Annotated in this window: 14 protein-coding genes; 9 read left to right on the top strand and 5 right to left on the bottom strand. The window is 50.8% G+C overall.

Annotation, left to right across the window (positions count from 1 at the left end):
- The first annotated feature begins 592 nt into the window (after positions 1-592).
- The 3 genes from OCV31_RS01160 to OCV31_RS01150 all read left to right on the top strand — a co-directional run bounded on the left by OCV31_RS01160 (position 593) and on the right by OCV31_RS01150 (position 3,035).
- Positions 593-1,783, top strand: a complete 1,191-nt coding sequence (locus OCV31_RS01160) for a pyridoxal phosphate-dependent aminotransferase (RefSeq protein ID WP_108832002.1) — start codon at positions 593-595, stop codon at positions 1,781-1,783.
- 171 nt (positions 1,784-1,954) lie between these two features.
- Positions 1,955-2,611 carry a hypothetical protein gene (locus OCV31_RS01155; protein ID WP_148471813.1) on the top strand — a complete coding sequence of 219 codons (657 nt, stop codon included), beginning with the start codon at positions 1,955-1,957 and terminating at the stop codon, positions 2,609-2,611.
- Positions 2,604-3,035 carry a hypothetical protein gene (locus tag OCV31_RS01150; protein ID WP_148471811.1) on the top strand — a complete coding sequence of 144 codons (432 nt, stop codon included), beginning with the start codon at positions 2,604-2,606 and terminating at the stop codon, positions 3,033-3,035. The genes OCV31_RS01155 and OCV31_RS01150 overlap by 8 nt, the downstream gene beginning before the upstream one ends.
- A 302-nt stretch (positions 3,036-3,337) precedes the next feature.
- Here the strand turns inward: OCV31_RS01150 and OCV31_RS01145 are convergent, their stop codons facing one another.
- The 5 genes from OCV31_RS01145 to OCV31_RS01125 form a co-directional block, all read right to left on the bottom strand.
- Positions 3,338-3,850 carry a hypothetical protein gene (locus OCV31_RS01145; RefSeq protein WP_148471809.1) on the bottom strand — a complete coding sequence of 171 codons (513 nt, stop codon included), beginning with the start codon at positions 3,848-3,850 and terminating at the stop codon, positions 3,338-3,340.
- A gap of 220 nt (positions 3,851-4,070) precedes the next feature.
- Positions 4,071-4,337, bottom strand: coding sequence for a type II toxin-antitoxin system RelE family toxin (locus OCV31_RS01140; protein WP_148471807.1), 267 nt, complete (start codon positions 4,335-4,337; stop codon positions 4,071-4,073).
- A complete protein-coding gene (gene relB, locus OCV31_RS01135; protein WP_148471805.1) occupies positions 4,334-4,558 on the bottom strand; it encodes a type II toxin-antitoxin system RelB family antitoxin in 225 nt (74 codons plus the stop codon). The genes OCV31_RS01140 and relB overlap by 4 nt, the downstream gene beginning before the upstream one ends.
- 585 nt (positions 4,559-5,143) lie before the next feature.
- The gene (locus tag OCV31_RS01130) at positions 5,144-6,940 is read right to left on the bottom strand and encodes an oleate hydratase (RefSeq protein WP_148471803.1); all 1,797 of its coding nucleotides are present in this window, start codon (positions 6,938-6,940) and stop codon (positions 5,144-5,146) included.
- Positions 6,941-7,121: 181 nt separating this feature from the next.
- Positions 7,122-7,727, bottom strand: a complete 606-nt coding sequence (locus OCV31_RS01125; RefSeq protein ID WP_267303728.1) for a TetR/AcrR family transcriptional regulator — start codon at positions 7,725-7,727, stop codon at positions 7,122-7,124.
- A gap of 281 nt (positions 7,728-8,008) precedes the next feature.
- On the opposite strand from OCV31_RS01125, the gene OCV31_RS01120 reads away from it, so the two are divergent.
- The 6 genes from OCV31_RS01120 (at position 8,009) to OCV31_RS01095 (ending at position 26,668) form a co-directional block, all read left to right on the top strand.
- Complete coding sequence (locus OCV31_RS01120) at positions 8,009-20,269, top strand: SpaA isopeptide-forming pilin-related protein (protein ID WP_148471801.1); 12,261 nt, start codon at positions 8,009-8,011, stop codon at positions 20,267-20,269.
- A 140-nt stretch (positions 20,270-20,409) separates the two neighbouring features.
- A complete protein-coding gene (locus tag OCV31_RS01115) occupies positions 20,410-22,548 on the top strand; it encodes a pilin N-terminal domain-containing protein (protein WP_267303727.1) in 2,139 nt (712 codons plus the stop codon).
- Positions 22,549-22,620: 72 nt separating this feature from the next.
- Entirely contained in the window at positions 22,621-23,928 is a 1,308-nt protein-coding gene (locus OCV31_RS01110; protein WP_148471797.1) for an MSCRAMM family protein, read from the top strand.
- 104 nt (positions 23,929-24,032) lie between these two features.
- Complete coding sequence (locus tag OCV31_RS01105) at positions 24,033-24,935, top strand: class C sortase (protein WP_148471795.1); 903 nt, start codon at positions 24,033-24,035, stop codon at positions 24,933-24,935.
- Positions 24,919-25,806 (top strand): class C sortase, encoded by an 888-nt coding sequence (locus tag OCV31_RS01100; protein WP_148471793.1) that lies wholly within the window; start codon positions 24,919-24,921, stop codon positions 25,804-25,806. The genes OCV31_RS01105 and OCV31_RS01100 overlap by 17 nt, the downstream gene beginning before the upstream one ends.
- The gene (locus OCV31_RS01095; RefSeq protein ID WP_148471791.1) at positions 25,799-26,668 is read left to right on the top strand and encodes a class C sortase; all 870 of its coding nucleotides are present in this window, start codon (positions 25,799-25,801) and stop codon (positions 26,666-26,668) included. The genes OCV31_RS01100 and OCV31_RS01095 overlap by 8 nt, the downstream gene beginning before the upstream one ends.
- Positions 26,669-26,686 lie beyond the last annotated feature (18 nt).

The raw sequence follows: 26,686 nt of genomic DNA, 5'->3' as shown, positions 1-26,686 counted from the left end.
GTGGGCTAAAAAATATCTTCGCCCACCTCACATTCTTCTTTCCGCGACGCAGCCCAATTAGTAGAAAATGCCGCAGGCATTTTCTTACAGCTTAAGCGCGGCCAAAAAAGGGGCGGGGGCCCCGGGGGCGGGGAAAATGCGGCCTTCCGCTCTGAGCTCTTTTCCCCGCCCCCGGGTCTCGAAACCATGTAAGAATGCTTTTTGTACGAAATAGAAAATCTGATCTCGTAACGTAAGCTATGCAATTTAAATTAGGTGCCTCGCTCGAACTAACGCCCTTTTTCCCTCCCTCGGGAAAGTCGGTTGAAGATAAGCTGCGTAAGAAATAAAAGGAACAGAATCAAAAAAGTGTGTTTCTGAAATCAGGATAAAAAATTTGTAAGGAACAAAAGAATGCGAATCACATAAAGCTCGCAATGAAAAAAGAATAAAATTTTCCTCCTTCAACATCATGAAGCCCACCTTCCCATCAAAACAAAAGAAAAAACCAAAATCCCCGCTTTTGCCGACAATATACCCTCGTTCTTCCCTTGAGAAATCGTTTTATATCCACTATAATGAAGATAGTCATAGAGAAAGAGAGGAGACTATTATGAAACTATCCAATCGTATCGAGTCCATGCCTTACAGTGCCATCCGTAAACTCACCCCCTACGCAAACAAAGCGAAAGAAGCAGGGAAAAAGGTTTACCACTTGAACATTGGTGCACCGGACGTCGAAACCCCGCAAGAATTCTTCGATGCCATTAAAAACATCGACATGAAAGTATTAAGCTATGCACCCTCTCCGGGTCTTCCCGAACTTCGCGAAGGCATGGCAAAATACTACCAACGCAGAGACATCCCCATGACCGCTGACGACATCGTCGTTACCGCAGGCGGCTCCGAAGCCCTTCTTTTCACCCTGCTCGCAATCACCGATGTAGGCGATGAAATCCTCACCTGCGAACCCTACTACACCAACTACTACTCCTACTTCATCGAAACCTCGACCACGGTAACCACCTTCCCCACCGTCGTCGAAGACGACTTCCACCTCCCCTCGAGAGAAGTCATCGAATCCAAAATCACCGACAAAACCAAAGCCATCCTCTTGGCCAACCCCGGCAACCCCACCGGTGCCGTCTACACCCAAGAAGAAATCGAATTGATCGCAGACATCGCGATTGAACACGACCTTTGGATCATCGCTGAAGAACTTTACCGCGAATTCATCTTCGACGGCCAAAAATTCCACAGCTTCGGTACCATCGAACGCATCCAAGATCGCCTGATCCTTCAAGACTCCATCTCCAAACGCTTCAGCGGTTGCGGCGCCCGTATCGGTAACCTGGCCTGCATGAACAAAGACTTCATCGCCGCCGCCAACAAACTGGCCACCGGCCGCCTGGCTTGCCCCACCGTGGACATGATCGGTGCTGCAGCCCTCTATGAAATCGACGATTCCTACTTGGATCAAATCTCCGAAATCTATCAAGAACGTCGCGACGTCATCGTCGAAGAACTCAACAAAATCGACGGCGTCAAATGCAACATGGCCGGCGGCGCCTTCTACACCGTAGCCGACCTGCCTGTCGACGATGCCGAAGACTTCTGCCGTTGGTTGCTTGAAGAATTCGACGTCGACGGCGAAACCCTCATGATGGCTCCCGCCGCAGGCTTCTACGAACACAGCGAAGACTACCTGAGCCAAGTTCGTTTGGCCTACGTACTCAACGTCGACGCATTGAGAAAAGCAATGCACATCCTCGACGAAGGCCTGAAAGCATACAAAGCAAGATAAGGCCGACGCAATCAAATAACAAATAAAATCGAGCGAGCTCAAGGGCTTGCTCGATTTTTTATAAAAAAATCACGTCATTTAATCCTTGTTGGATCTATTCCTTTTCCTTAAAATGGGCTATACTGAAAATAGAAATAAGAGAAACAGAGCAAAAAGAAAGGGGGAAGCGCAATGATTCATACGGACACGAGAAAATTACAACTCGCCGGTTGGTTGAAAGAACACGGCAATGTCGAATACCAATCGCCCCTGAAACTTCAAAAATTCCTCTTGCTATACGAAGCCTTTGCCAAAGTTGACAAAGGCGACGGCGATTTCAGCCACTTAAAAGGCTATAAACGCGGCCCCGTTTTCAGTCAAATTTGGGGCGACTACACCTACGAGCGGGCCGCCTTCGATCGCGCGGCAGAAAAAGCCTTCGAAGCCGACGAGGGCAGCATCGACGAAGAGCAAGCCAAACGAAGCCTATTTATCGTGAGCATTCTTTCCGAGAATGAATTGTCGGACCTGACCCATCAATTGGATTTGTGGAAAACCAAAGAAAACCGAATTATGCAGGGCGAGCAACAGGTCGAATTGGAAGAAGAAGACTTCAGCCAAGACGATGCCAAACTTGTCGCCTTACTGGAGGCGATGTATCCGAACGACTTGATCGAGAACACCCGCATCGTGCCCCTGGACAACCATTACTTCCTGTTTAGTAAACAAGACGCCGCGCGCCTCACAGAACAACACTATGACACCTTGGGAGAATTGGCCGAAAAAGAGCAGCTTCACAACCCTGTGTATGTGGAGCTGGACGAGGAAGGAAGGCTCATCGTTGATTAAAGAACAAGATGTCATCCGCATGAAAGTGCCATTCCCTTCCGTGGACTCAAAATTGGCATTGAACGCCCATATGTATATTTGCGGCAAAGACACCGCGCCCCGCTACGGCTTCATCAAATGCCAGACCCTGAAACCCTACATGCTCAACAAACGCGTCATTACACACTACGTCGACGAAGCGGCCGATGCGACGAGAAACCCCTTTAGCCGCACGTCCCGTATCGACTGCGACAAACTCTTTGTTTCCTATTCCGTGCACTACGACGACCGATTAAAAACCACCACGCGACCGGATATTTGCGGCGAACTGTATCACAAAGTGAAAAAAACCCTCACATCCCACGACTATAAAACCATCGCCATGGACGAAGAAAAACTCGTGGCACTCAATGCCCTCATATCAAAAATAGCAAACGACAAGTAAAAAGGATCTGCATGCTTTTACTCCTCCGCACCTTTCCGCTTCTGCCCTCGGCAAAAGAAGAAAGTGAGATGGGGGAGTTTTTTATGGGCAAAACGCCGGACAAATAATGGCATAAAAAAAGCTCAAGAGAAATCAATTAGATTGAGGTACTTATATAGAAAGAAAAGCAGGGGGTCTTCGTCTGAGGTAGAGCCGTGAACGAAGGAAATCCGCAGAGAATGAATGGTATAGAAAACAAAATCGAGCAAGCAAAATGCCGACTCGATCTTTCCGTCTTTAGGGGTCATTTTGCTTTGTGGATATTAAAATGACCGGCCATTCTTTAGATCCGTTACATAGTTTAGTAATATTTTCTGAAGGTCAGTTAATATATCCCCTATCTTACAACGTGGAATTTCGACACAAAATTGATTGCCCCTATAATCATCATTAAAGAATATGCTATCCTCTTTAAATTCAACCTTACCATGGGCAATTGCGTTACGAATATGCCTGATGTATTTCTTATGAGATGCGGGATATGTTGAATCAAGAGGAATCTTCAAGCCGTCAATTTTTTTATCGAGGGCGTCATATTCATCTTTGTACACATCATAAATTTTTTCCTTAGGAATCAACAACAGCGAATATAAAAAGATTAAGAACATTCCATCATTATCGATATTGATTGCCTTTATGCAATCTTTAATACTTTCGTTGTCAAATTTCATATCATTAAAAAACTGGCTTTCTAAAAAGTTGTTGTTGTAAAGCTCAGTGATAAAACAAATTGACACATATTGTTGCACTATAATCATTTGATCTTGGGGCAGCATACTGTATCTCCTCTCAAAAAATAAAAGATAGCTTTATAAACTTTATACCCAAATGAATTACTAAAAGCCAATTAATCTCCTATCAGTGCAATTGTGACCTTCCAACGACTCGCTTCGCGCTTTAGGATAGGTCATGAAAAGAGCCGGGCCCGGGGCGTTGCGACAGAAAAAAAGACAAACCCCGTGTGTTGTTCGAGATTTGTCTTCGATCTGATTTCTTCTATTTATAAATATCTTTTCTGTGCCCGACATTCAGTGCAAAAATAACGAGCGCGCCATCGTCGATTTTGCACAACAGTCGATAATTTCCGACGCGATACCGCCAAATATCCGACAAATTACCCGTTAAAGCCTTTCCGATGCGCCGCGGATCGTCGCAGTCCATTAAATTCTTCTCGATCCACTCTTTAAGCATGATCTGAATCGGCCGATCGAGCTTTTTAAAGGCTTTATCGAATCGCTTATCCGTCCTTAATTCATAAGTCATAAGTCGAGCTCTTGAAACAATGCGTCGATGGACCGCGTTTTTACGTCGCCCCTTGCTTCTCTATCGAGAAAATCTTCCGCAATTTTCAAATCAAATTCATCTTCAAGGCGCTCTTCCATAAGCTTTTTAAACAAAGTAGACAAAGGCAGGCCCATGATCGCGGCATAAGCGGAAAAGGCCCTTTCCTCTTCCTCATTCAGGCGTACAGATACAGTTTTCATACTCCTCACCTCTGAATACATTGTAACACATAAATGAAACAACGGACAAAATACTTTCCTTGGGTGATTTTATTTGGGTCAAAATACTGTTTCGAAAGCGAATCGCAACGACCCCGCCTAAAAAAACCTCAATACAAAATTCCTGAATAAGAACAATTTTTCGGCGACACAGCCCAACAGGAATCGAAGCCCGCCAGGGCTTCGCACATATAGAAAGCGTTAGGGATAAAGGGTAGGGGTCCGGGGGAGGGATAAGGGCGAATCGCAACGCCCTTTTTCCCTCCCCCGGATTAATCTGATGAACATAAGCTACGAGAAGAAAAATCAAATGCTTATTCCTCTGCTTCGCGTTTAAGAGGAAGTACATAGCCCCCGCGGGTTGAGGGCGTACAACTATACATCCGTTTCGTGAAGGCTTCGCCTCCCCGAAACGGTGTAAGACTGCATCTGACCTTCCAACGCCTCGCGACCCTCGTCGGGATAGGTCATGAAATCGCAACGCCCTTTTTCCCTCCCCCGGATTAATCTGATGAACATAAGCTACGAGAAGAAAAATTAAATGCTTACTCCTCTGCTCTTTCCTTCCTATATAATATTATATTCCTTCAGCATATTCTCGATCTCCGTCCCGCCGATTTTCTTCGCAATCTTGAGCATAATCTCCATGGGCAGATTCAGCTCATATTTTTCCCCGTCGTTCAGAGCGCTGATGCCGGCGAGGACATAGCGCATATCGTAGCGGGAAGCGAACACTTCCGGCACGCATTTTTCAACCCCCGTGAGCACATACACAGCCTCCATGGCGCAGCGGGCGGAATATTCCGTGGTAAACACCGTGTCCCGTCCGGGATCGTCCAGGGTTTCGACAAATTGCCCCAAGAAGGCAAAGTTCACGGCGTGCTTCGGCACCACATAGGGCCGGTCGCCGAAGCTTCGCGGCATAAACTGCGCCGTAATGTAGGGCATAAACACGGGAATCGTCGACGTGTCCTTCGCCAAATCGTCAATTTCATCCTCCGGCACGCCGATGTGGTAGAGCCATTCCTTGGCGATTTCTTCCCCGGTGCAGGCCTTCATGGGCTTCTTCACATAATCGCCTTCTTTATCCGTAAACAGACCGTAGACCCACACGGCGATTTCATCTTCCGGTTGACCGATGTATTGGCCCTGGCGGTTAATCGTCCAGCTCATGAGCCAAGACGAATCCAGCGCCGTCACAATCCCCCCGGTCACCACCTTGCCCGTGTAGGGACTGCGCTTCGTAATCGCCTCAATGTACTTCGCGATGGCCGCGCTCTTTACCGTGATCGTGGCCGATTCCCAATTGGACTTGGCGATGTCCGACGTGAACACCTCCGGCCGCCCGAACTCCGGCGACTTCTTCGCAATGGCCTTCCACAAACGGAAACTCCCTTCCTCGTCGATGGCAAAGTCCGGCGCCGATTCATTGGATCCGTAGGCGGAAGATTCCACCAAAGACCCGGTGGTAATAAAGACCAAATCATTCTCCGAAAGAGGAATCGATCGGTCCGCCCCGCTCGCGGCATCCACGGCCACAATCCGCGTCGCCGCCTTCTTCGTGTCCGAAAGAGCGAACTCCACATCCAGCACGTCGCAATTATATTCCGTGCGCACGCCCTTGGCCTTGAGCCAATCCATCATGGGCACCACAATGGATTCATACTGGTCGTGGCGGGTAAACTGCAGCGCCGACAAATCCGGCAGACCGCCCACGTGGTGAATAAAGCGATTGATGTAAAGCTTCAGCTCCAGCACCGAATGCCAATTTTCAAAAGCAAACATCGTGCGGTAAAACGTCCAGAAATCACTTTCCAAAAACTCGTCGCTGAACACTTCCTCCACCGTCACCTCCTCCAGCCGCTCATCCGGCGTCATGACCAAGTGGAGAATCTCCCTAATCACATCATTCGACAAATTAAACTTCCCATTGTCGTAGCGCTCCCCGCGATTTTTCGTGACGCGGCAGAGGCTGAAATTCGGATCGTCCAAATTCGTGTAATACAAATGATCCAGAATCGACACACGCGGATCCTCCCGCGAAGGAATCACGCTCAACAAATCCCAGAGCACCTCGAAATGATGCCCCGTTTCCCGGCCGCCCCGGGCCACATAGCCCAGATCCGAAAGCAGCTTCCCGTCCAAGGCGCCGCCGGGGACGGCATCCTTTTCCAAAAACACAATCCTCGAAGGATCCATCTTCGCGTCCTTAATCAGAAAACCCGCCGCAGATAGCCCCGCGATCCCCGTGCCCACAATATAAGCCCGCTTATCGTCGATCCCTGCCGGCTTTCTGGAATTCACCAGGCGGTCGTAATCCCCGTTGCCCAGCCGCAAACGATCGTCAACCGTTTTAATCTTCATAGGAATACCTCCTTTACCCTCCATTGGCTTCTCGGCCCATCATATAAAGGAAAAAAACAACAGGCAACGGTTAAAGCGGCCCCATTGTCCGAAGGTCCATCACCCCATGAAAATTGCATAAAAATAGGACAAAACAAAAAAAGTGTACAAAACCTTCGCAACGAAGGCCCTGTACACAAAATCATTCACCTAACGACGCACTGATCCTAAGCGAGCGCTCAATGTTGCCGTCGAACAACTGCCCGATGCGAAGAATCGCCTCCTCCGGCGACGTCTGCATCCCCTCCTGGACCCACTTGTCCATAAGGCCCACCAGGGCCGCCCGGTAAAAATCAATCACCAGCCGCTTGTCCGCCTCCTGCGCACAAATCCCCTTCTCCGCACACACAGCCTCCACATAGCGCCGCATCACCGATTCGCACAGCTCGAAAAGATAGGCGTCCGTGTCCTTCTTGTCGATGGACTGAAACAAATTCTGCGCCGCCCGCTTATTCTTCACCAGAAACGACGCACCGGAGAGCAGCATCTCTTCCCACGAAAGCGTGGCGTCAGACTCCCCATTCACCTTCACCAACTCGTCGGCAAAAATCTCCTTCACCAACGAATACACATCGTCGTAATGGTAATAAAACGTGTTTCGGCTGATCTCGCAACGCTCCGCCAACATGGCAATCGTAATCGAATGAAAACTTTTTTCCTCCAACAGCGCCAAAAACTCCCGCTTAATCAATTCCTTCGTGTACTGCCTGGCCACAGGATCGCCCCCTTTCATTCCAAAAACAATCATACGAACCACCGCCGGCGCGCATAAAAAAGCTCTGCCCTTATTGTACCATAAGACAAAAAAACCTGAAAACACGAAGAAAAATAGAAAAGCAGGGCGAAATTTTCATTTTCCGCCTCATCAAAAAAATTTTTCTAAAAAAATCCATAAAGAGTATGTAATTGGTCATTTTTTGCCTTGTTTTATAGAAGTGGATGTTTTATTATAGAAGTACTACCAAAATGAAGAAAATGATTTCACATCATTCGTACATAAACGAGCATTAGAAACGGGGAGGAATCCATATGAAAACTGCAATGAAACGCGTCGCGAGCCTGTTATTGGCCCTGATCATGATTCTGGAGGTGGTGGCGCCCGGCGTCGTCGAAGCGCGCTCCGCAGGACAAAACCGAGCCACCGTCAGCGACGAGGAATTTATCCCTCCCGACGGCAATCGGATCGACCCCGATCAAAACGCGGGAAGCCATCTACCAAACTTCATCGACCCAGACGACGACGGCTACTACACGCCGCCGCAAAGGACACCGGCGCGCCCCGCGCAAAACGCCCCGGCTCAATCGGCGCCGCAGCAAGAGGGCAATGAAGCCACCGATGCGGAAGTATCGGAAGAAAAGGCGCCGAAGCCCTTGACCCAAAACGAAGCCGATCGCCAAGAAAAGGCCTTGGAATTTTCGAAAGAAAAAGAATTGGCCCGCGCCAAATCGCCCCAAGGTGGCATCAAAGACAAAAAGTTTACCATCCTTACCCGCTTCGATACCTCCACGGTACAAGGACCCATTCGCAAAGGCCAATACTTCGTCATTCATTTAGATGACAAGCTCACGGTAAACGATCCTGAGTCTTTAAAGCGCATCACCTACAATGACAAGGCCATTACCGAAAAGCCGGTCTATAACTCAACTGCCAACACCATTACTTACAAAATAGCAGAAGACATCACCGAAAATATCCAAGTGCCCATTCAAGTGGAAGTGGATTACAATACGAAGAACATCGATGCCGGTGAAAAAACATTCACTGTAGTCAATAGCATCTCCGGCCTCGGCGTGGTGAAGCCCAAAAAGCTTCTTCCCGTGGTCGTGGATTCCAACGGCAATATGCTCTCCACCATTCTGGAACCGGGTCGCGACGACGTGGTTCAAGTGCTGGATCAAGGCAAAGACTATAAAGTGAACATCGATGCCTTCGGCGATCCCGTGGTTCAAGGCGGAAAGATAGCAGGCATTCGCTGGAACGTACGCGTCTCCTCTACGGTAGACTTGACGACCCTCGGCTACTCTGCCAACTTCACCGCCGTGAAGGGATCCGGCCTCGGCGCCTTCGAAGACATTCAGGTGAATAGCAAAGCCGCCGATGCGGACATTACTCCGAACCCCATTAACGGTCACCTCGGCATCGTGGATTCCAAACACCATACCTTGAGCGAATCTGCAAAAGACCTGTACTACACTTTCTACACTCCCGTTAAAAACGATCAAGCCTCCTACATGCTCGATCTCTCCATGGCTTTGAAGGACAGAAAAAAAGTAGGCGCCGTGCGCCTCGTCCTTCCCCAAGGCTATAGCCAAGAAGCCATCCGCGAAGCCACCCCTTCCCGCGTGGGCATGAACAACCGCACCACCATTCTGGGCGAATTCGCCAACGCGGATCAAGCCAAGTGGACCATCACCGACGCCGTCTCCACCGGCGATGAAGGCAACTCGGGTCTGCCCCTCGAAACGAGATCCTTAAAAGGCAACCAAGACGTGGCCACGGCAAAAGCCGCATCCTATAAATTGGATCCCGAAACAGGGCAAATGGTCGAGGATCAAAGCGAACACGGCACAGGCAATCTTCCCACAAAGGAAACGGATCCCGCCGGTGAACAAAGCGTCGGCACCATCGCCGTCTACGAAGTCACCACCGATCTGAAGAAACCGGAAGCCGGTGAAGACTACAGCCTCTCCGGCGTCACCATTTCCCAATGCCAAGATATGTATATTGAGCAGGATTGGACGCTTCCCGCCGGCGTCAACATGCCGGCACAAACCTTTGACGTGCGAGACGCCCAAGGCGAAAGCCTGGGTGAATGGACCGTCGGCGAAGGCGAAGCGGGCAAGCGGATTCGGAAAGTCACCGTGCCCGGCGTCAAATACTGGAAGATCGAAGATGACGGCACCGCCGTGCCGAGAGGGCACAAAATCGTCCAAACCTTCGATCCTGAGAAAGTGACGGTCGGCCGTACCGACTATAAGTTCTACGAAGTTTTCAACTACTACGACACCACCAAAAAAGTCCACTACATTCACGGCGAGGCCAACGACGTGACGGAAGAAAAACCCGCCACCTTCACCGTTCTGAAAGTGGATGAAGGCGACACGACCAAGACTCTTTCCGGCGCGCGCTACCGTTTGCAAGGCGGAGGCTATGAAGCCAAAGAAATTGAAACCGACGCCAACGGGAAGGCCACCTTCGCCAACGTCCGCCCCGGCACCTACACCTTAGTGGAACAAAAGGCGCCGACAGGTTACAAACTGGACCAAGACACCAAAACCATCACCATTTCAAGAGACGGCGAAATTACCGTCTCCGGTAAAAATGTTACCATTTCGGGACAAGCGGCAAAGACCCAATTAGTAGAACACAATGCCTACCCGAACTGGCCCGACTACATGAACGCCATGCACTACGGCAAGATCGACGACAACGGCGACGTCGAATTCTATCTATTCCTGAAGCCGAGAAAAAACACCTATGAAGGCAGTACCGATCGCGATACGCGGTTGAACATCAGCATCCCCGGCGTCGATGTCACCGACGTCACGGCCTACGAAGTTTTAAAAGACACAAGAAATCGCGTCCGTACCGCCATGGAAAATCAAGAGGTGGAAAAGGAAATTGGGAAACTCGGATCGAACGTCATCAATGCTTGGCATAACGATCGCATTACCGGCGCGTCCAATATAACCGACCCGTACACCAACAAAACCGGGTATCAACTTTTCTTCCCCAAACAACGGTTTAACAACGACCAAGGCTTCCTTATTAAAGTAAAAGCCCACGTGGGCGACAAGGACACGGCGAACCTGTCCTACGATTGGTTGACCGACCAAGACACGGCGGGGAATGCCAAGATTCAAAAAGACGTGGTGCTCACCCGACAAGGCAAAGGCGACGCCGATGCCATCCTCACCATAACCAACGAAAGCTTCCCGAAACAAGACGTATCCATTACGAAAGTGGATCCCGAAAAGGAAGTCTTGCCCGGCGCCACCTTCGTCATTAAAGACGAAAACAACAAAATCATCGCCAGCAAGCGAAGCGATGAAAAGGGGCTCGTTAACTTCAGCCAATTGCCTCCGGGCAAATACGTGGTGGAAGAAACCATCGCCCCCGACGGCTACCTGTCCAACGGCGTCGTATTCGACGTCACCGTAACCGAAGGTGGGCAAGTCACCTACAAGGCCCGTTTCAAAGACGGCAACGGCACGCCCGTTCCCGGTCATGACTACATCATCGAAAACGAAGATGCAGGGCAATCGCAGGAAGCCGGTAAGGTAACCAAAGTTTTCCAACACATGCGAATCAAAGAAGGTGACGGCGCCATCGGGGTACGCCCCAATGTTTGGGAAGCCTATCGCTACGAAAGTTTGGATTACCATGCGGACATCGAGCTCAGCAATACCACGGCGGGCACGCGCTTCGTCATTCAATTCGATCCGAACTTGGACTTCACCCAATACGTGAAGGAAATACCGAGCATTAAGAATGAGAATGGGGTCGTCATCGCGGATCCCTACATGGATTTCCAAACCAACCGCCTCACCTACGTCTTTAACAAAAACGGAACGAACGGGGTCTTCACGGGAAGCATCGACATCGTTGGGATCATTCCCAATAAATACTTTGCCCAAAACGACGGCGTCTACGAATTCACCACCGTGGTAGCTCCCGGAACCACGGGCGTTCAACGCATCCCGGGAACGGAAGATAAACCGGGCGCCGGCCAAACGGAGACGATCTCCGTCCGGGCCGACTACGAACAATACGACCAAGGCAAGGGCAGCCCGGTCAGTCAATCCTACTACTTCGGCGACGTCTACAAAAAAGGCGACGATCGCTACGTCGACGTCATCGCTTACTACAATCCCATGGGCGACTATAGCGGCGGAAGCTACACCTTGGGCTTCAGCTGGGCATCCACGGAATACGGCGGCAATGCCAACATCGTCAACTGGTATGCCAAGGGCTACGAACCGGCCTTTAAATTAAACAGCGTGAAGATCTATCGCACCCTGCCCGATATGGATGTGATTAGAGATCCGGGCGGAAACACCACCTTTGATAAGAAGGTCAACTACAACATGCCCCTGTCCTTCGGGGTGCGTCCGGAACAAGACCCGTTCACGTATCAAGAGGTCTACAATCGCACCATCAACCCGGATTCCGTGGTGCGCGATTCGTCCCACGGCTTCACCCTGAACTACGATCCGAGCAAAATACAAATGAATCGGGCACAGATCAAGGCGACAAAGCCGCTCACCATCAAGATGCCGAGCATCTCCCCGCAAAAAGAAGGCTACGTCATCAAGCAAACTTTTAAAATCACCGACGAAAACGCGTGGAAAAACTTGTGGCGCGTCTTCTACATGGGCAACGGCACGAGACTGGAATCCGGCTTTGCCAACAAAGCCAGAGCCGGGGAAGCCTTGGGCGATCAAACCGGCCAAGAAATCCCCACCTACACCGTACAAAGAGCCAAGCTGATTAACAGACGCTACACCCCCGGGAATTTTAATGTTCTCAAAGTGAGCCGCCTGGACCGCAATACAAAATTGCCCGGCGCAATCTTTGAACTCACCGATGCCAAGGGCAAAGTGTATCGACGCCAAAGCGGCGGCGACGGCATCTTAAGTTTTAATAACATCGCCCCCGGCAACTACGAACTGAAAGAAGTGAAAGCCCCTGAAGGCTACACCTCTTCCAGCACGACGTGGCAAGTGTCCGTGGACTTAAATGGTAAAGTGACGATTATCGAACTGGGCGTAGGTGGAGCCGACCGACCCATCGTCGGAAACGACATCACCCTCGAGGTCACCAACAATCCCGTGGGCAAGAAATTCCGCGTCTACAAAAAAGACAACGAAGGCAAGCCCTTGGCCGGCGCGAAGTTCAAAATCACGCCCTATGGCAAGACCCCCGGAGAAGTCCAAGAAGCTACCTCCAACGGATCGGGCGTCGTGGAATTCAGGGATCCCTTGGCCGACGGCACCTACGTCTTAGAAGAGATCGCTGCGCCCAACGGCTACAATAAGCTGGATCAAAAATGGGTTGTCGTCGTAAAAGGCGATAGCGTCAAGATCTACAATTACGTCGAGCCCGGCACGCAACAAGAAATTAAATCCATTTTGGCGGATCCGGGAACCCATTGGGTCAATGTCAAGGATCGGCCCATCAATGGCTGGAACCTTTACGACAACCGTCTATCCGGTTATGCCGACGGCCATAGCGATCCCTATAAACTGGGGACGCGGATCGTCGCCATCAATAAAGATGAAAAGTACGTCATTCAGCGCTACATCATAAACCCCGAAGGCGCATCGATTCCTGCGTCCACGGCGAAAATTCACCGTGAAAAACCCTACTATCCAAACATGAATTGGTACGAAGGCGGGGAAGTTGTCAAAGCCTTTAAACTGGATAGAGCGATCACCGATGCAAATGTGGAAGACATCCGCTTGGCGGGCTACGACATTACCGACATTACGAGCACGCTCAACCCCCGCAAGTCGGATTATCCCGGCGAACCGGACCGTATGCAGATCGACCTGCCCGCCACGAATACGCCCATCGTCGTGGATGTAAAAATCCCCTATAAAGACGAAAACGGCGGCGTCGGTACGGGCATGGATCTGACCTACAGGGGCACGACCTACTGGAAGAGCGACTACTACGAAAGCGTCACCAACATTCCGGTCGGCGATGCCACTGTGGCCGGCGGCGAAGGAAAAGATATTATCGGCTCCTACATTGCCGACGACTCTTTGGATATTTCAAACGACCTGAAGCGCTACGGCTTTAAACTGAAAAAAGTAAAAGAAAACGACCCGGGCGAAGTCATCGAAGGCGCGGTCTTCCGATTGATCGGGCCGGAACCTTTAGAAGACGAGCGCTACATGACCACCAAAAAAGACGGCACCATCGAGTTTAGCGGATTGGTACCGGGCAAATACAAGCTCGAAGAATTCGAAGCGGCCCCCGGTTACGAAAACGTGAAGACCGATTGGACCGTCACCGTGAAAGCAGACGGCAAGGTGTTTATTAAAGACAACAACGCCGCCAATACCAACAACGTGCGCAGCGTCGACGGTTTTGAAACCGCCGCTAACCGCATCAGCGCCCTGAATCGCTTAAATAAACTGGATAAGGCCTTCGGCATGCCCGAAGCGCCGATTGCATCGGCCGAAGCGAAAGAAAGCGCAGAAACGGAAGCGCCGATCACAACGGCCGAAGCGAAAGACGCGGCGAATGCCGGCGATGCCGAGGCGGAAAACAAGAATGCCGACGCAGCGCAAGCATCCGCACCGCTGAACGATCAAATCAGCCGTACCAAGCAGCTGGATAATTTCCTTACCACCTTCGGTGAAAACAGCGGGCTGGAACTGGGCGAAGAAAACGTCCCGAACCCTGTGGGAGCTGGTGTATGGGAAAAAGTGGATCCCGCGCGGTCCGTAGGGAAAGTGCGCAGAGAAGACCCGAAAAACGAAGCGCCCATGGACACGAAGATCCTCGAGATCAACAAAGAGGACAATCGCTTCAAACAAGCCTTTATTTACGGCGAACCCTCCATTGGCGCGAAACCGCGGGTCATTCAAATCCACTCGTGGGACGACGCCTTTGACGTCACCACGGCGCGGCCGACGCTGACGAACGTCAAGGTCTATCAAGTGACAAACGGATCCATCGACAGTACCGTCGCAAATCTCGACACAATGACCGACATTACCAGGCGCGTGACGTGGAGCAAAATCAGCAATCAGGACACGGGCAATAAATTCCGCCTGAAAGCTACTATTCCCGCCACCTTCAAAGGATGGATTTTAGTGGTAGTCGACACGCAATACACGGATGGCTTGCCCATCGGCCTCGGCTCGAACTACACGTCCAACGACGCGGCAACCATATATGAGAAAAATAACTATAAAGGTTGGCTCGCCGAGTCCTATCCCAATGAAGGGTGCATTAACCAACAAGCGATCAAGCACAAGGTAATCGTCAATCAGCCGCAACAAGGCGGCACGATTTCGGCAGATACCATGGAAGCGGAAGAAAATACCCTCGTGACCCTCAGCGCGAATCCCGCAAAGGGCTGGGAATTTGTTCGATTCAACGTCACCGCCAATGGGAAAACTGTTAACGTAAATAATAACAATCAATTCATCATGCCTGCGAGCGATGTTAACGTGACGGCAGAATTTAGAGAAGTGCCGAAGGAATACACCATTGCGACGCAAAGCGGCGGCCACGGCTCCGTAACGGCGAACGCCACTCAGGCGACAGAAGGCACAAAAGTCGGCCTCATCATCAACGCCGATCGCGACTACGAATTGGATCAATTGACCGTCACCGACGACGCGGGCAAACCCGTTGCCGTCGACATGCAGGCCAAGACCTTTACTATGCCGGCGTCCAATGTCACCGTGCGGGCCACCTTTAGGCAGAAACCGCCGACGAAGTACAACATCGGCATCGCGCCCATGGAAAACGGCACCGTATCGACAGACAAGGGTTCCGCGGCGGCAGGCGAGACGGTTAACCTAACCATTACGCCGAGCGAAGGCTATAAACTCGACAAACTCAGCGTCACCGCAAATGGCCAAGCCGTTGAGGTTACGAACAATAGCTTCAAGATGCCGGCGGCAAATGTAAGCATTTCCGCCACCTTCAAGAAAACCGAAGAGCCTCCCACACCGGGAGATGAAGGCACGGAAATCAAAGAAGGCGAATTTGCACAAATCACCAACGAGCAAGTCGGTTTGGAACTTAAGCTCTTTAAGAAGAGCCGCCTCGGCGAATCTTTGCCCGATGCGGAATTCACCTTAAAGAAGACCGACGCGAATTACGAAAATCCGGAAGAAACCTTCGGCACCTACACGGCGAAATCCAATGAAAACGACGGTTCCATCGTCTTTGTGGATAAAGCAACAGGCGAGCCCCTGCGCCTCGAGGTGGGCCACTACCTCTTGGAAGAAACGAAAGCGCCCATCGGCTACCAAAAACAATCGGCACCTTGGAAGATCGAAGTGAAAGAAGTCAACGGTCGCCTGGTGGCCAATTACACCGGACCGGAAGAAACGACCAACACGTACATCGATAAGGAAGAACGGGCGAAGATTCAGCCCCTCAAGGAATTGGATTCGGGCATTAGATACGCTGCCCGCACCACCTTCATCAATACGGAAGGCAAGACCTATGTTCAACGGATTTTCATCGATACCCGCGACTACAAGGGCGATGGAAAAGTCAATGTACAAATCAAACCCGTCGTGAAGCGGGAAGAAATCGACACGCCCGGCGAGCCGCCCAAGACGACCAAGCAAGGGGTAAAAACGGCCTACCGCTCCACCTACGAGATCACCGACATCACCGGCTTGAATCTCAACTCAGGAAGCAAGGACATGCAACAGATCATGTCGATCTACGACTTGTCCAGACCGAATGTTTACATGGTGAACACGGCCCGTTGGCGTCCCTTCGACTGGGGCTTTGACGAAGACCAAATCAACCTGAACAAAGGCGTCTACTTTATCGACGTGGAAGGTTATTACGACGACAACATCATCAAGGAACACGATGCCAATATTCAATTGGACATCGAGTTCTACACGGAACGCAACTTCATGCAAGCCGTATCCAGAGATCGCAACAGCGGCAAGATCAACTACGAAAACCTGGTCGGCGGCTCCTATCAAAAAGGGAACGTCGCCCTCGACTCCGTATTCGGGCCGAATGGGAACGAAGTAGGGAATGCGAAATCGACGCCGGATCAAAAGTACCCCAACGGGATCAGCAAGGAATACACCTATAAAGGCGTCTATTACAAGAGCGGTTACGTCACCAACGGCAATTTAATTAATAAGGTAACCACCACCATGAACCTTTCGCCGCTCTACACCTCGGGCAAATCGGAAGAAATCCCCAAGGAAGGCTTGATCTTAGAAAACGATGAACAAGCCTACAACATCACCTTCTCAAAGCACGGGCGCGACAATCCCAACTGGGAGATCACCGGTGAAGAAGTAACGGAGCGTCGTCTGGAAGGCGCCGTCTTTAAACTGGAACAACTGGTCGGCTACGGCTGGGAAGATGTGGAAGGCTCTTATGTATCGTCGGCATTTAACGGCTACTTCGGTTTCAGAAACCTGAAACCCGGCCGCTACCGCTTGAGAGAAGTGCAAGCGCCGAAGGGTTACACCACCATTGAAGAGCCGCTCCTGTACTTTACGGTGGCCTACTCGAAAGACGATATTAAGGTAACCGATGACAAGACAGGCGTAGAAAAAGTGATTCCCGCCGGCGGTTATATTACCATGGAATACGGAAACGGATCGAAAGGGATATACCAATATCTCGATGGAAATAACAAGCCTTTACCCCAAGGTGGTGCACCCTTGATCGACTTCGTAACCTCCGGTACGGCAAAGAACATGGGGAAAATCGTCAACGAAGTTCCCGGCAAAGGCGAAGTCACCATTGAAAAGTTCGATGGAAATGGCAATCCGCTTCCGGGCAAAAAAGACCAACACGGCGACTTGACCATTGGCGCAAAATTTAAGCTGACCCGCCTTTCCGCCAAACAAGCGGAAGAAGGCAAGGAAGACGGCGTCTACACCAGCACCGTCGGCGAAGACGGCAAGTTAGTCTTTAAAGATTTAATTATCGGTAACTACAAGCTGGAAGAAATCGATCCTCACCCCGGCCACATTAACAATGGCCAGGTATGGCACTTCACCGTCGGCGGCAAGGGCCTCGACCCCTACGCCGAAGACAATACGCCTCGAAATCAGAATATTACAGACAAGATTACCCTCACGTCGTCGACGATGAGTATTCAACGTCCGCAAAAAGACGACGATTCCACTGGCATGACGATCCGTCCCCACTACGGCGCCTGCATGGAATTTGCCAACGAGTACAAATTGAAAGAGGGATATGTCGTTCAACCGGGCGACTACTTCGTCTTGAAACTTTCGAACAACATCGACTTGAAGGGCACCGACACCAACGACGTTAAGGAATTGGATATCTTTGCCGACGGCGTCGGGACCATCGCCAAGGCCGATTACGACAAGGACGCAGGTACCGTCACCTATACCTTTACGAAGTACGCCAATCAATACGAATTGAAAGACTTTTCCAATCGCCTCGCCGCCTTTATCAATATCGATAAAGTAAAAGATTCAGGCGAGCAAAAGGTCGGCATCGGCCTACGCGAACCGCTTGAAGAAACGGAAACAGTCGACGTGGATTACACGTTCATCACCGGCGAAGCGAACTATACCTATACATGGTACGACAATTACTACCGTAGGTACTTTTCAAAGCAGGATTATCTGAACATGGCGTCGAAGATTGTGAAATTCAATCAAGACACCGGCGAATTCGTTCAGTACTTCTATTTGAATCGCTATAAAAAGAATGTTCTGCCGGCCGAATTCCGCTACACGCCCAATGTTCCGGTGCTAAATCTGAAGGAGACGGCATACGTTCTTGATGACAATAGCGACGCTTATCTGGCACAAGACATGCCCGTATCCTTCGGTGTCGATGAAACGAGCCAAAACTTAACCAATTGGGGCGGCAGGTCCTACGAAGGCTATCTGGTAACGCCCGACGCTCCGGCGGGATTGAGCATTCCCGCCATGGATCCGAATACGTCGGCCATCATTAAGGTAACCGGCACGGTCTACAATTGGGAAAATGTAAAGAAGACCTTGCAATCCTACGAATCCGACGCGAAGCTCTTCCAAAACTATGAAGGTCCCGAATCGATTTGGGCCAGTCGCCAAGACGTGGTGTATGTATTCAATAATGAAAACACCGCCAAGGCCAAGCTTACGATCAAGGCCACCAACCCCACCAACCAAATCAGTGTGAAGAAAGTCGATCCCGACGGAAATCCGCTGGAAGGCGCGGAATTCTCGCTCCTCAGAAAGAATCCGGGCGAAGAAATCTTTAAGGGCATCGGTGTTTCGAAAATAACTAAGAAGGAAAAAGACGGTATCGTCACCTTTGATGCCTTGAAACCCGGGGAATACCAAATCGTGGAAACCAAAGCGCCGAATGGCTACTCGCCGACGACGGAACCCGTCGTGGAATTCAAGGTCAGTGAAAAAACCGGCAAAATTTTCCGCAAGACCAAGGACCAAAACGGACAAGACGTCTATGTGGAATTAACGGACACGACGCCCTTGAGTGTGGTGAACCACAAGCCCATTCTGTTCAAGAAGATCGACGGGAACACGAAAGACATCCTGCCTGCTGCAGAATTCGAAGTCCATTACAAGGAAAAACAAGCTGACCAATACAAGCCTTACCAAGTCATGGATGGCGAAACGAAAAAAACGCTCACCGTCACCGCCGATATAAATGGCGAGATCAAGTTGGATCTCTCGAAGAACGGCCACTACGCCCTGAAAGAAATCACCGCACCGAAAGGCTATATCAAGCCCGTAGGCTACGTGAAGGAATTTACGCTGATCGACAACCGCTTCCATGTGAAGGAACGGGGTCTTGAAGGCAATGTCAAGAAAAACGCCGAAGGAAACGACAAAGATCGCTCCCTCATGTTTGCGAGACAAAACCCGACAAACACCAATACCTTCTACAGTTATCTGGTTATCAATCCGGGCCACGAGGAGCGCACCTACGACATCAATTCGTTGGTCCATTGCCTATTTGATACGAAAAAAGTCGCCTTCAGAAATGTACAGGCACGACGGATCGACAAAGATGGCAAGGAAACATTGATCGATACGGAAACCCTCTTGCAAGTGGATGAAAACGGTCAACTCGCTCTAAATATCTACAGATCCCTTGGCGGCGAAGCCGGCGGAACCGCGGAATTGAAGTCCACGGACACCTTGGTCATTCGAGGAACCTTCGGGCCGCTGAAGTCCGATGAGCCGGAAGTCAAGCTGCGGTTTGAAATCACCGACAAAGACGGCACCTACACGTCGAGTTATCAAATGAAGCGCGACGACTTGCCGGAAAGCGTGGTATACTATCCTCGAAGAGTAGATGGACAAAGCGACGAGGCTTATCAAGAAGCCCTCGCCAAGTACCTGAAAGACATTAGCGACAAAGAACTCACCTTACAATACGGTGACGGTAGTCAAGATGTGGAAATCCTGAACTACAAAGGCCTCTATCCCCTCACCGGTGGTTTCGGTCCTCACAGATGGATCGTACTGCTCGGTGCGGCTATGGCAGCCATTGCGGCGGAAGAATACATCCGCCGCAAGAAGGCGGCCAAACTGAAGGGAGGTGGTGCTCCTTGGGCATAAAATCCCTTCGATACAAAAATTGTGTGTACGTGAAGATCGAATAAGGCGCCGGGGCGGATCCCCGTAGAGAACATGGTTTTAAGTGCGCCGCCTGGGCAGCATTTAAAATAGAAGGTTATTGAATGAAAAGGAGGAATGTAATGAAACGTAAGAATACGATATGGTCACTGGTCCTCGCACTGGTGATGGTACTTGGCGTTATCGCACCCTTAGGTGCCTTAGCAGCAAGTGATGCAAAGGAAACAAAGACAGTCACATTGCACAAATTAATGATGACCAAGGACAAATTAAAAGCTTGGGATTCGGACAAAATTAAAGAAGAAGGCTACAACGGTAGCCAAGATTTAAAAGCGTTACAAGCACTTAAAAGCGTTGGCGCCGATGTCGGCGAAGTAGCCAATGTATACTTTGCTTGGCAAGAAGTCGGCAAGGAAAAAGCCGGTGACAAAGACCAATACATTAAAGGTGAAATTGTAGACGGCAAGATGACCCCCGTATTCGAAGGCGAAAACCTCGTTTACACCACGAATATCGACGAAGCTTTCGGCGGCAAAACCGGCGCCAACGGTATTGTCTTCGACACCTCGAAATTAAAGGGTTCCTTCCTGATTCAAGAAATCAAGGAAAAATCCACTTACAAAACAGATGACGGCATGGTTATCGCCGGTCAAAAAGCCGTTCCCGTGGAAATTACCCTTCCCTTGGTTAACGAGGAAGGCGTCGTAGTAAACGCACACGTTTACCCCAAGAACACCCAAGAAAAACCGAAGATCGACAAGAACTTTGCAGAGGGAAATGGCTTAAAAGCGATTGAAGACAAAGACAGTAACATCAATGCCGGCGCCGATGTTAAAAATTACCAAGCGAATAAGGCAAAAGCACAAGCCGAAGTCGGTAAGAAGATTCCTTACGAAGTCGTTACCAAGATCGACGCAGATACGAGCTACGAACGCTTGATCTGGAACGATATTATGACCAACGGTTTGACCTTCAACAAAGACGTAAAAGTTGAAGCTGACAATGGTGTAAACCTTGGAGATGGCGACTACATCTTGGCTCAAGATGACAACGGCTTCAGATTGCAAATGACCGACGCCGGTTTAGCAAAGATTAAAGCCGTCACCACCGGTGCCGAAGCAAAAGACGTCAACATTAAATTAACCTATTCCGCTACCGTCAACGGTACCGCCGTTGTAGATAATCCGGAAAAGAACAACGTTACGTTAGAATACGGCCACAAAAAAGGCGAAGACCTTAAGAAGAACGACGTTACGCCGAAAGAAGGCAAATTAAACGTAGTTAAGAACTTTAGCGAAGGCGCTAAAACCGATGGTTTGAAACTCGTCTACACCTTAGAAAAAGATGGAAAAGCTGTAGCCTCTGTCGCACTCGATAACAAGATCGTCAACAAAACCATCGACCTGGGCAACGGCATTAAGTTTGTCGTCGGCGAAAAAGCCTTTAACGGTGAATTCCAAGGCCTCGGCGAAGATGCAGCCGGTTGGAAGATCTCCGAACGTGTTGCCGGTTACAACCCCGCTTATGCTACAACTGATGCAGCCGGTACGGTAACCATTACCAACAACGAAGACAAAGACAATCCGAAGCCCCTGGACCCGACCGAACCTGAAGTTGTCGTCGGTGGAAAGAAATTCGTTAAGACCACGGAAGTCGCTACGGAACTGTTGGCAGGCGCCAAGTTCGTCGTTAAAAACGGTGAAAAAAAATACCTGTCCGCTAAATCTGTAGACACCGTAGAAGCTGAAAAAGCAAAATTGGCAGCTGCTCAAAAAGCATTAAATGACGCCGTTAAGGCTTACAACGAACGTCAAGAAGGTGCCGATGAAACGCAATTAAAGAAAGACATCGATGCAGCTCAAAAAACCTACAACGAAGCATTCAAGACTGCCGGCATTCGTTACGAATGGGTAGCTGACAAAAATGCTGCAGGCGTCGTTCAACTGTCCTCCAACTCCAAGGGTCAATTCATGATCGAAGGCATCGAATATGGCACTTACAAGTTAGAAGAAATCGAAGCTCCCAAGGGCTATGCCAAGATCAATGACGTCGAATTTACCGTCGCTGAAGGTAATACGAAAGACGTTAACATTAAGTATGCAGCAGACAGCGCAGAAAATGACGCAAAACAAGTCATCAATAAGAAAGTCACCATTCCCCAAACCGGTGGTATGGGTACGATGATCTTTATGGTCGCCGGTCTCGCATTAATGGGCGGTGCTTTTATCGCCATGAGAAAACGCAGCGCTGAACAAGCCTAAGAAAGAAGGTGAACCATGCTAAATCTACAAAGTAGGCTTTGTAAGCTTGTATTTGCGGCACTCGTGTTTAGCATGGTTGCTTTTGGCGTATTGGCTCCCGCCATGGCCATGGCGAAGGAGGCGAAGGCCGAAGGTAGTACGGTAGATGTTTCCGCCGAGAAGGCTTCCGGGGAAAAGAACGCTGCAAAAGGCGAAGGGGGCGCGGTGGTGTCTACGGGCACAAAGGCCCTGACCATCGACTTTTCCCGCTCCGGAAAAAAGGCCGAGGTGGCCGGGCGCAAGGTGACGATCTGGAAGATTTCAGACGGCCTTCGCCCGGAGGATAGCGGCCTGAAGGATGCGAAAAGCATTCAGGACGTGGCGCGCCTCTTGGAAGGGAAGACGGAAAAGGAGCTGAACAGCACCTACGCTTCCCACAAGTCCTATGACACGGACGCCGAGGGCAAGTTGAGCTTGTCTTTGGAGCGGGGGCTGTATTACCTCCGCGTGGCGGAGAAGCAGGGGGCGACGACGATTTTCCCCTTCGTCTTTGTGGCAAATCCCGGCGATTCCAACGGCGTGATTTACCCGAAGGGGGCGGAACCCACATCAAGCGGCGTGGAGCTTTTAAAGATTTCCACGGATCGCGTGCCTCTTCCCGGTGCGGTGTTTCAGTTGTTTTTCCTGGACAAGAATAATCGCATTCCGGTGAAGAATCCTTCCGGCACCGCGGATTTCGTCACAGACGCCGTGGGAAAGATTGTGATCAAGGATTTGGCGCCGGGGAAATATGTCTTTGTGGAAACGAAGGCGCCGGCGGGCTACCGCATCAAGCATCCGGAAGTGCCTTTTGAAATCACGGACAAGAAGGTAAAGAAGCTCACCGTGGAAAACTACAAGGACAAGGAAGGCGGAAAGACCTTTAAGAAGGTGTCGTCTGCCGACAACAAGCCTCTTTCCGGCGCGCAGTTTTTGGTCACGAAGAAGACTGAAAAGGGCTACATGCGCATGAAGAAGAATGGCAAGGACATGGTCCTTACCTCCGCATCAAACGGCACCTTTGTGGCCAACGGTCTTCCCGACGGGGATTATTACCTCTGGGAGATTAAGGCGCCGGCAGGCTATGCGTCTTTAGGCGGCAGTGTGAAGTTTACCGTAAGCGCAGATTCATTGAAGAAAGAATTGATCATTAAGAACACGCCTCAAACGACACCTCCGGGCAAGACGACCCCACCGGGCAAGACGCCTCCGGGTACGTCGACGCCGCCGGGCAAGCGGCCGCCTTATGACGACAAGCACGTGAATATCCCGAAAACCGGGGACGTGCAGCTCCTCATGATGAGTGTGAGCGGGCTTTTAAGCGGCCTTCTCGGGGTGAAGATCTTAAAGGACAATGAATAGCAAATACAAGTGGAAGGGATGTTCCTTTCAAGAGATCCTCTATCTTCTTTCTGGGTAGAGGATTTCTTTACATAGTGGTTTTTTAAAGAAAGGACATCGGGTCCATGGCAAAGAAGAAGCAGAGTAATTGGTTTTTTAAGTTTGTTTTTGTGTTGGGTTTTTTGATTTTAATGTATCCCCAGGTCTCCCGCCTTTATTACCGGGTGCAGTCCACCCAAGAGGTGTCGGCCTTCGAATCGGGGAAGGCAGAGCTCACGGATGCGGAAATCAAAAAGCGCATGGCTTTGGCGCGGGATTTTAATGATTCTCTGGTGAATCAAAACATGGAGGATCCCTATTCCAAGGCGCGGCACGCGCGGGGCCGGGCGGCCTATGCCCGGATGCTTGAGGTGCACGAGCAGATCGGCCACATTCAGATTCCCACCATCGACTTGGACATTCCCATTCGGGCGGGCACGTCGGAGGAGGTGTTGCAGACCTCGGCGGGCCATTTGGAGGGGACGAGCCTTCCCATCGGGGGCAATTCCACCCACACGGTCATCACGGCCCACTCGGGCCTGCCCACGGCGAAGCTTTTTACGGATATTAAGGATCTGAAGAAGGGGGATCGCTTTTACATCCACAACATTGCCGAGACGCTGGCTTATGAGGTGGATCAGATCAAGGTGATTGAGCCGTCGAATTTCGAGGATTTGTTGATCGTGCCGGGCCACGATTACGCCACCCTTTTAACCTGCACGCCCATCGGCATTAACACCCACCGGCTTTTGGTGCGGGGGCACCGGGTGCCTTACGACAAGGCCGTGGACGATCAGTTTGTGGCGGACAATCGGAAGGATTTGTTGTATAAGTATGCCTTTATCGCCGTGGTGCTCTTGATTCTCTTGTTGGCCTACGGTTCGTGGAAGTACCAAAAGAAGCTGAAGCTGCTGGAGGCGGATCTGAAGGCTTTTGAAAAGGTAATGGGCAAGGACGACGAGGGGGCCGGGGATGGCAAAGACGAATAAGAGAAAGACTTGGCCTTTCGCGGTGATTTTCGTCCTGGGTTTTCTCCTGATGATGTATCCCATGATCTCGAATTATTATTATCGCATCGACGCGAATAAGGAGATCGAGGAGTTTCAGGAGGGGGCCAAGAAGCTGGACGATGTAGAAATCCTGCGGCGCATGGAGCTTGCCCGGGCCTACAACCAAACGCTGGATCCCTCGAAGCTCGGGGACCCGTACACGGAAAAGGAAAAGGAAGGGATCGCCGCCTACGCGCGGATGCTCGAGGTGGCGGAGAAGATCGGTTTTGTGGAGATTCCGAAGATCGACGTGAATCTGCCCATTTATGCGGGCACGAGCATGGAGGTTTTGGACAAGGGCTGCGGCCACTTGGAGGGCACGAGTTTGCCCGTGGGCGGAACCTCCACCCACGCGGTGTTAACGGCCCACCGGGGGCTTCCCAAGGCGAAGATGTTTCGCGAGCTGGACAAGCTGAAGGAAGGGGACGTGTTTTACGTCCACAACATTCAAACGGTGTTGGCCTACAAGGTGGACCGGATTATGACGGTGGAGCCGTCGAATTTTGATCCGATTTTGGTGGAAGAGGGGAAGGATTACACCACCCTCCTCACCTGCACGCCTTACATGATTAATTCCCACCGGCTTTTGGTGCGGGGGCACCGGATTCCCTACACGCCGCCTGTGGAAGAAACGAATCGCGGCTTGCCTTTTGTTGACATGAGTTTCAAAGATGCGCTCCTCTTTGCTCTGCCTGTGCTCGGCGTGCTCCTCGCGATTTATCTGTATCAATGGAAGCAGTATCGCGACAAGCGGGCGCGGGTCAATGCGCTTTACGGTTTAAAGAAGAAGAAGGATAAGAAGGATGAGTAAAAAGACCATGCGGATAATGGGCCATGTGCTCATTTTATTGGGGATTCTGCTGCCCCTGTACGGCTTCGGCAGTTTGTCTAAGGGGATTTTGCTGGAAAAGGCGAAGTACCGGGCCTATATGGCCTCGGCGGATGCGACTTACGAGAAAGTGGCGCCGGCCATGGAAAAGTACAATGAGGAGCTGGCCGGGGAGGTGGCGGCGGTGGATCCCTTCGCCACAGACGATTACGTGGCGGCGGAGTCTTTTATCGACGATCCGGAGGGGATTTTCGCCTATTTGCGGATTCCCAAGCTGGATCTGTATCAGCCGATTTTTATGGATGCGTCCAAGGTGAATCTGGCCAAGGGCGTGGCCCACATTATGGGCACGGACATGCCCGGGCTGTCGCCGGGGCTGAGGCCGGTGATCGCCGGGCACCGGGGCTATTACCAATCCACGTTTTTCATCTACCTGGACGAGCTCGCCGAGGGGGACTCCGTGTTTGTGGAGTGGAAGGACAAGGCCCTGGAGTACAAGGTGTATAATCAGGAAGTCATCGAGCCTTGGGAAGTGGAAAAGCTTGCCCCCATCGAAGGGCGAAAACTGTTGACCCTCCTCACCTGCAACCCCATGCGCCCCCCGCGCCGCCAACGGCTACTGGTGAATTGCGAACTGGTGGAAAAAGAGGAGGGCGCGGCCGCCGCGAATGCTCCTGCTGCCGGTGCTGCTGACGGGGATAAGAAAACGACTGTCTCCAAGAAAGTGAAACAGATGAACGCCGCCGTGCTGGCCATAACCGCATTCTTGGTAATTTTACTTGTGTGGCGAGGGAAGAAGTTTGTGGATGAGATTAGGAAGAAAGAAGAGGAAGAGCAAGAATAAAAAAGGACCCGTTGCGGT

Origin of the sequence: Aedoeadaptatus acetigenes, from assembly GCF_025566985.1 — a bacterium.
Taxonomy (GTDB): Bacteria; Bacillota; Clostridia; order Tissierellales; family Peptoniphilaceae; genus Aedoeadaptatus; species Aedoeadaptatus acetigenes.
Note: the sequence above shows the minus strand (reverse complement) of the source record. Positions and strands in the feature narration are given on the sequence as shown.

Bases quoted from the DNA above. Each gene is read 5' to 3' on its own strand.
- OCV31_RS01160 (WP_108832002.1), top strand. From the start codon at position 593: ATGAAACTATCCAATCGTATCGAGTCCATGCCTTACAGTGCCATCCGT.
- OCV31_RS01155 (WP_148471813.1), top strand. From the start codon at position 1,955: ATGATTCATACGGACACGAGAAAATTACAACTCGCCGGTTGGTTGAAA.
- OCV31_RS01145 (WP_148471809.1), bottom strand. From the start codon at position 3,850: ATGCTGCCCCAAGATCAAATGATTATAGTGCAACAATATGTGTCAATT.
- OCV31_RS01140 (WP_148471807.1), bottom strand. From the start codon at position 4,337: ATGACTTATGAATTAAGGACGGATAAGCGATTCGATAAAGCCTTTAAA.
- relB (WP_148471805.1), bottom strand. From the start codon at position 4,558: ATGAAAACTGTATCTGTACGCCTGAATGAGGAAGAGGAAAGGGCCTTT.
- OCV31_RS01130 (WP_148471803.1), bottom strand. From the start codon at position 6,940: ATGAAGATTAAAACGGTTGACGATCGTTTGCGGCTGGGCAACGGGGAT.
- OCV31_RS01125 (WP_267303728.1), bottom strand. From the start codon at position 7,727: ATGATTGTTTTTGGAATGAAAGGGGGCGATCCTGTGGCCAGGCAGTAC.
- OCV31_RS01120 (WP_148471801.1), top strand. From the start codon at position 8,009: ATGAAAACTGCAATGAAACGCGTCGCGAGCCTGTTATTGGCCCTGATC.
- OCV31_RS01115 (WP_267303727.1), top strand. From the start codon at position 20,410: ATGAAACGTAAGAATACGATATGGTCACTGGTCCTCGCACTGGTGATG.
- OCV31_RS01110 (WP_148471797.1), top strand. From the start codon at position 22,621: ATGGTTGCTTTTGGCGTATTGGCTCCCGCCATGGCCATGGCGAAGGAG.
- OCV31_RS01105 (WP_148471795.1), top strand. From the start codon at position 24,033: ATGGCAAAGAAGAAGCAGAGTAATTGGTTTTTTAAGTTTGTTTTTGTG.
- OCV31_RS01100 (WP_148471793.1), top strand. From the start codon at position 24,919: ATGGCAAAGACGAATAAGAGAAAGACTTGGCCTTTCGCGGTGATTTTC.
- OCV31_RS01095 (WP_148471791.1), top strand. From the start codon at position 25,799: ATGAGTAAAAAGACCATGCGGATAATGGGCCATGTGCTCATTTTATTG.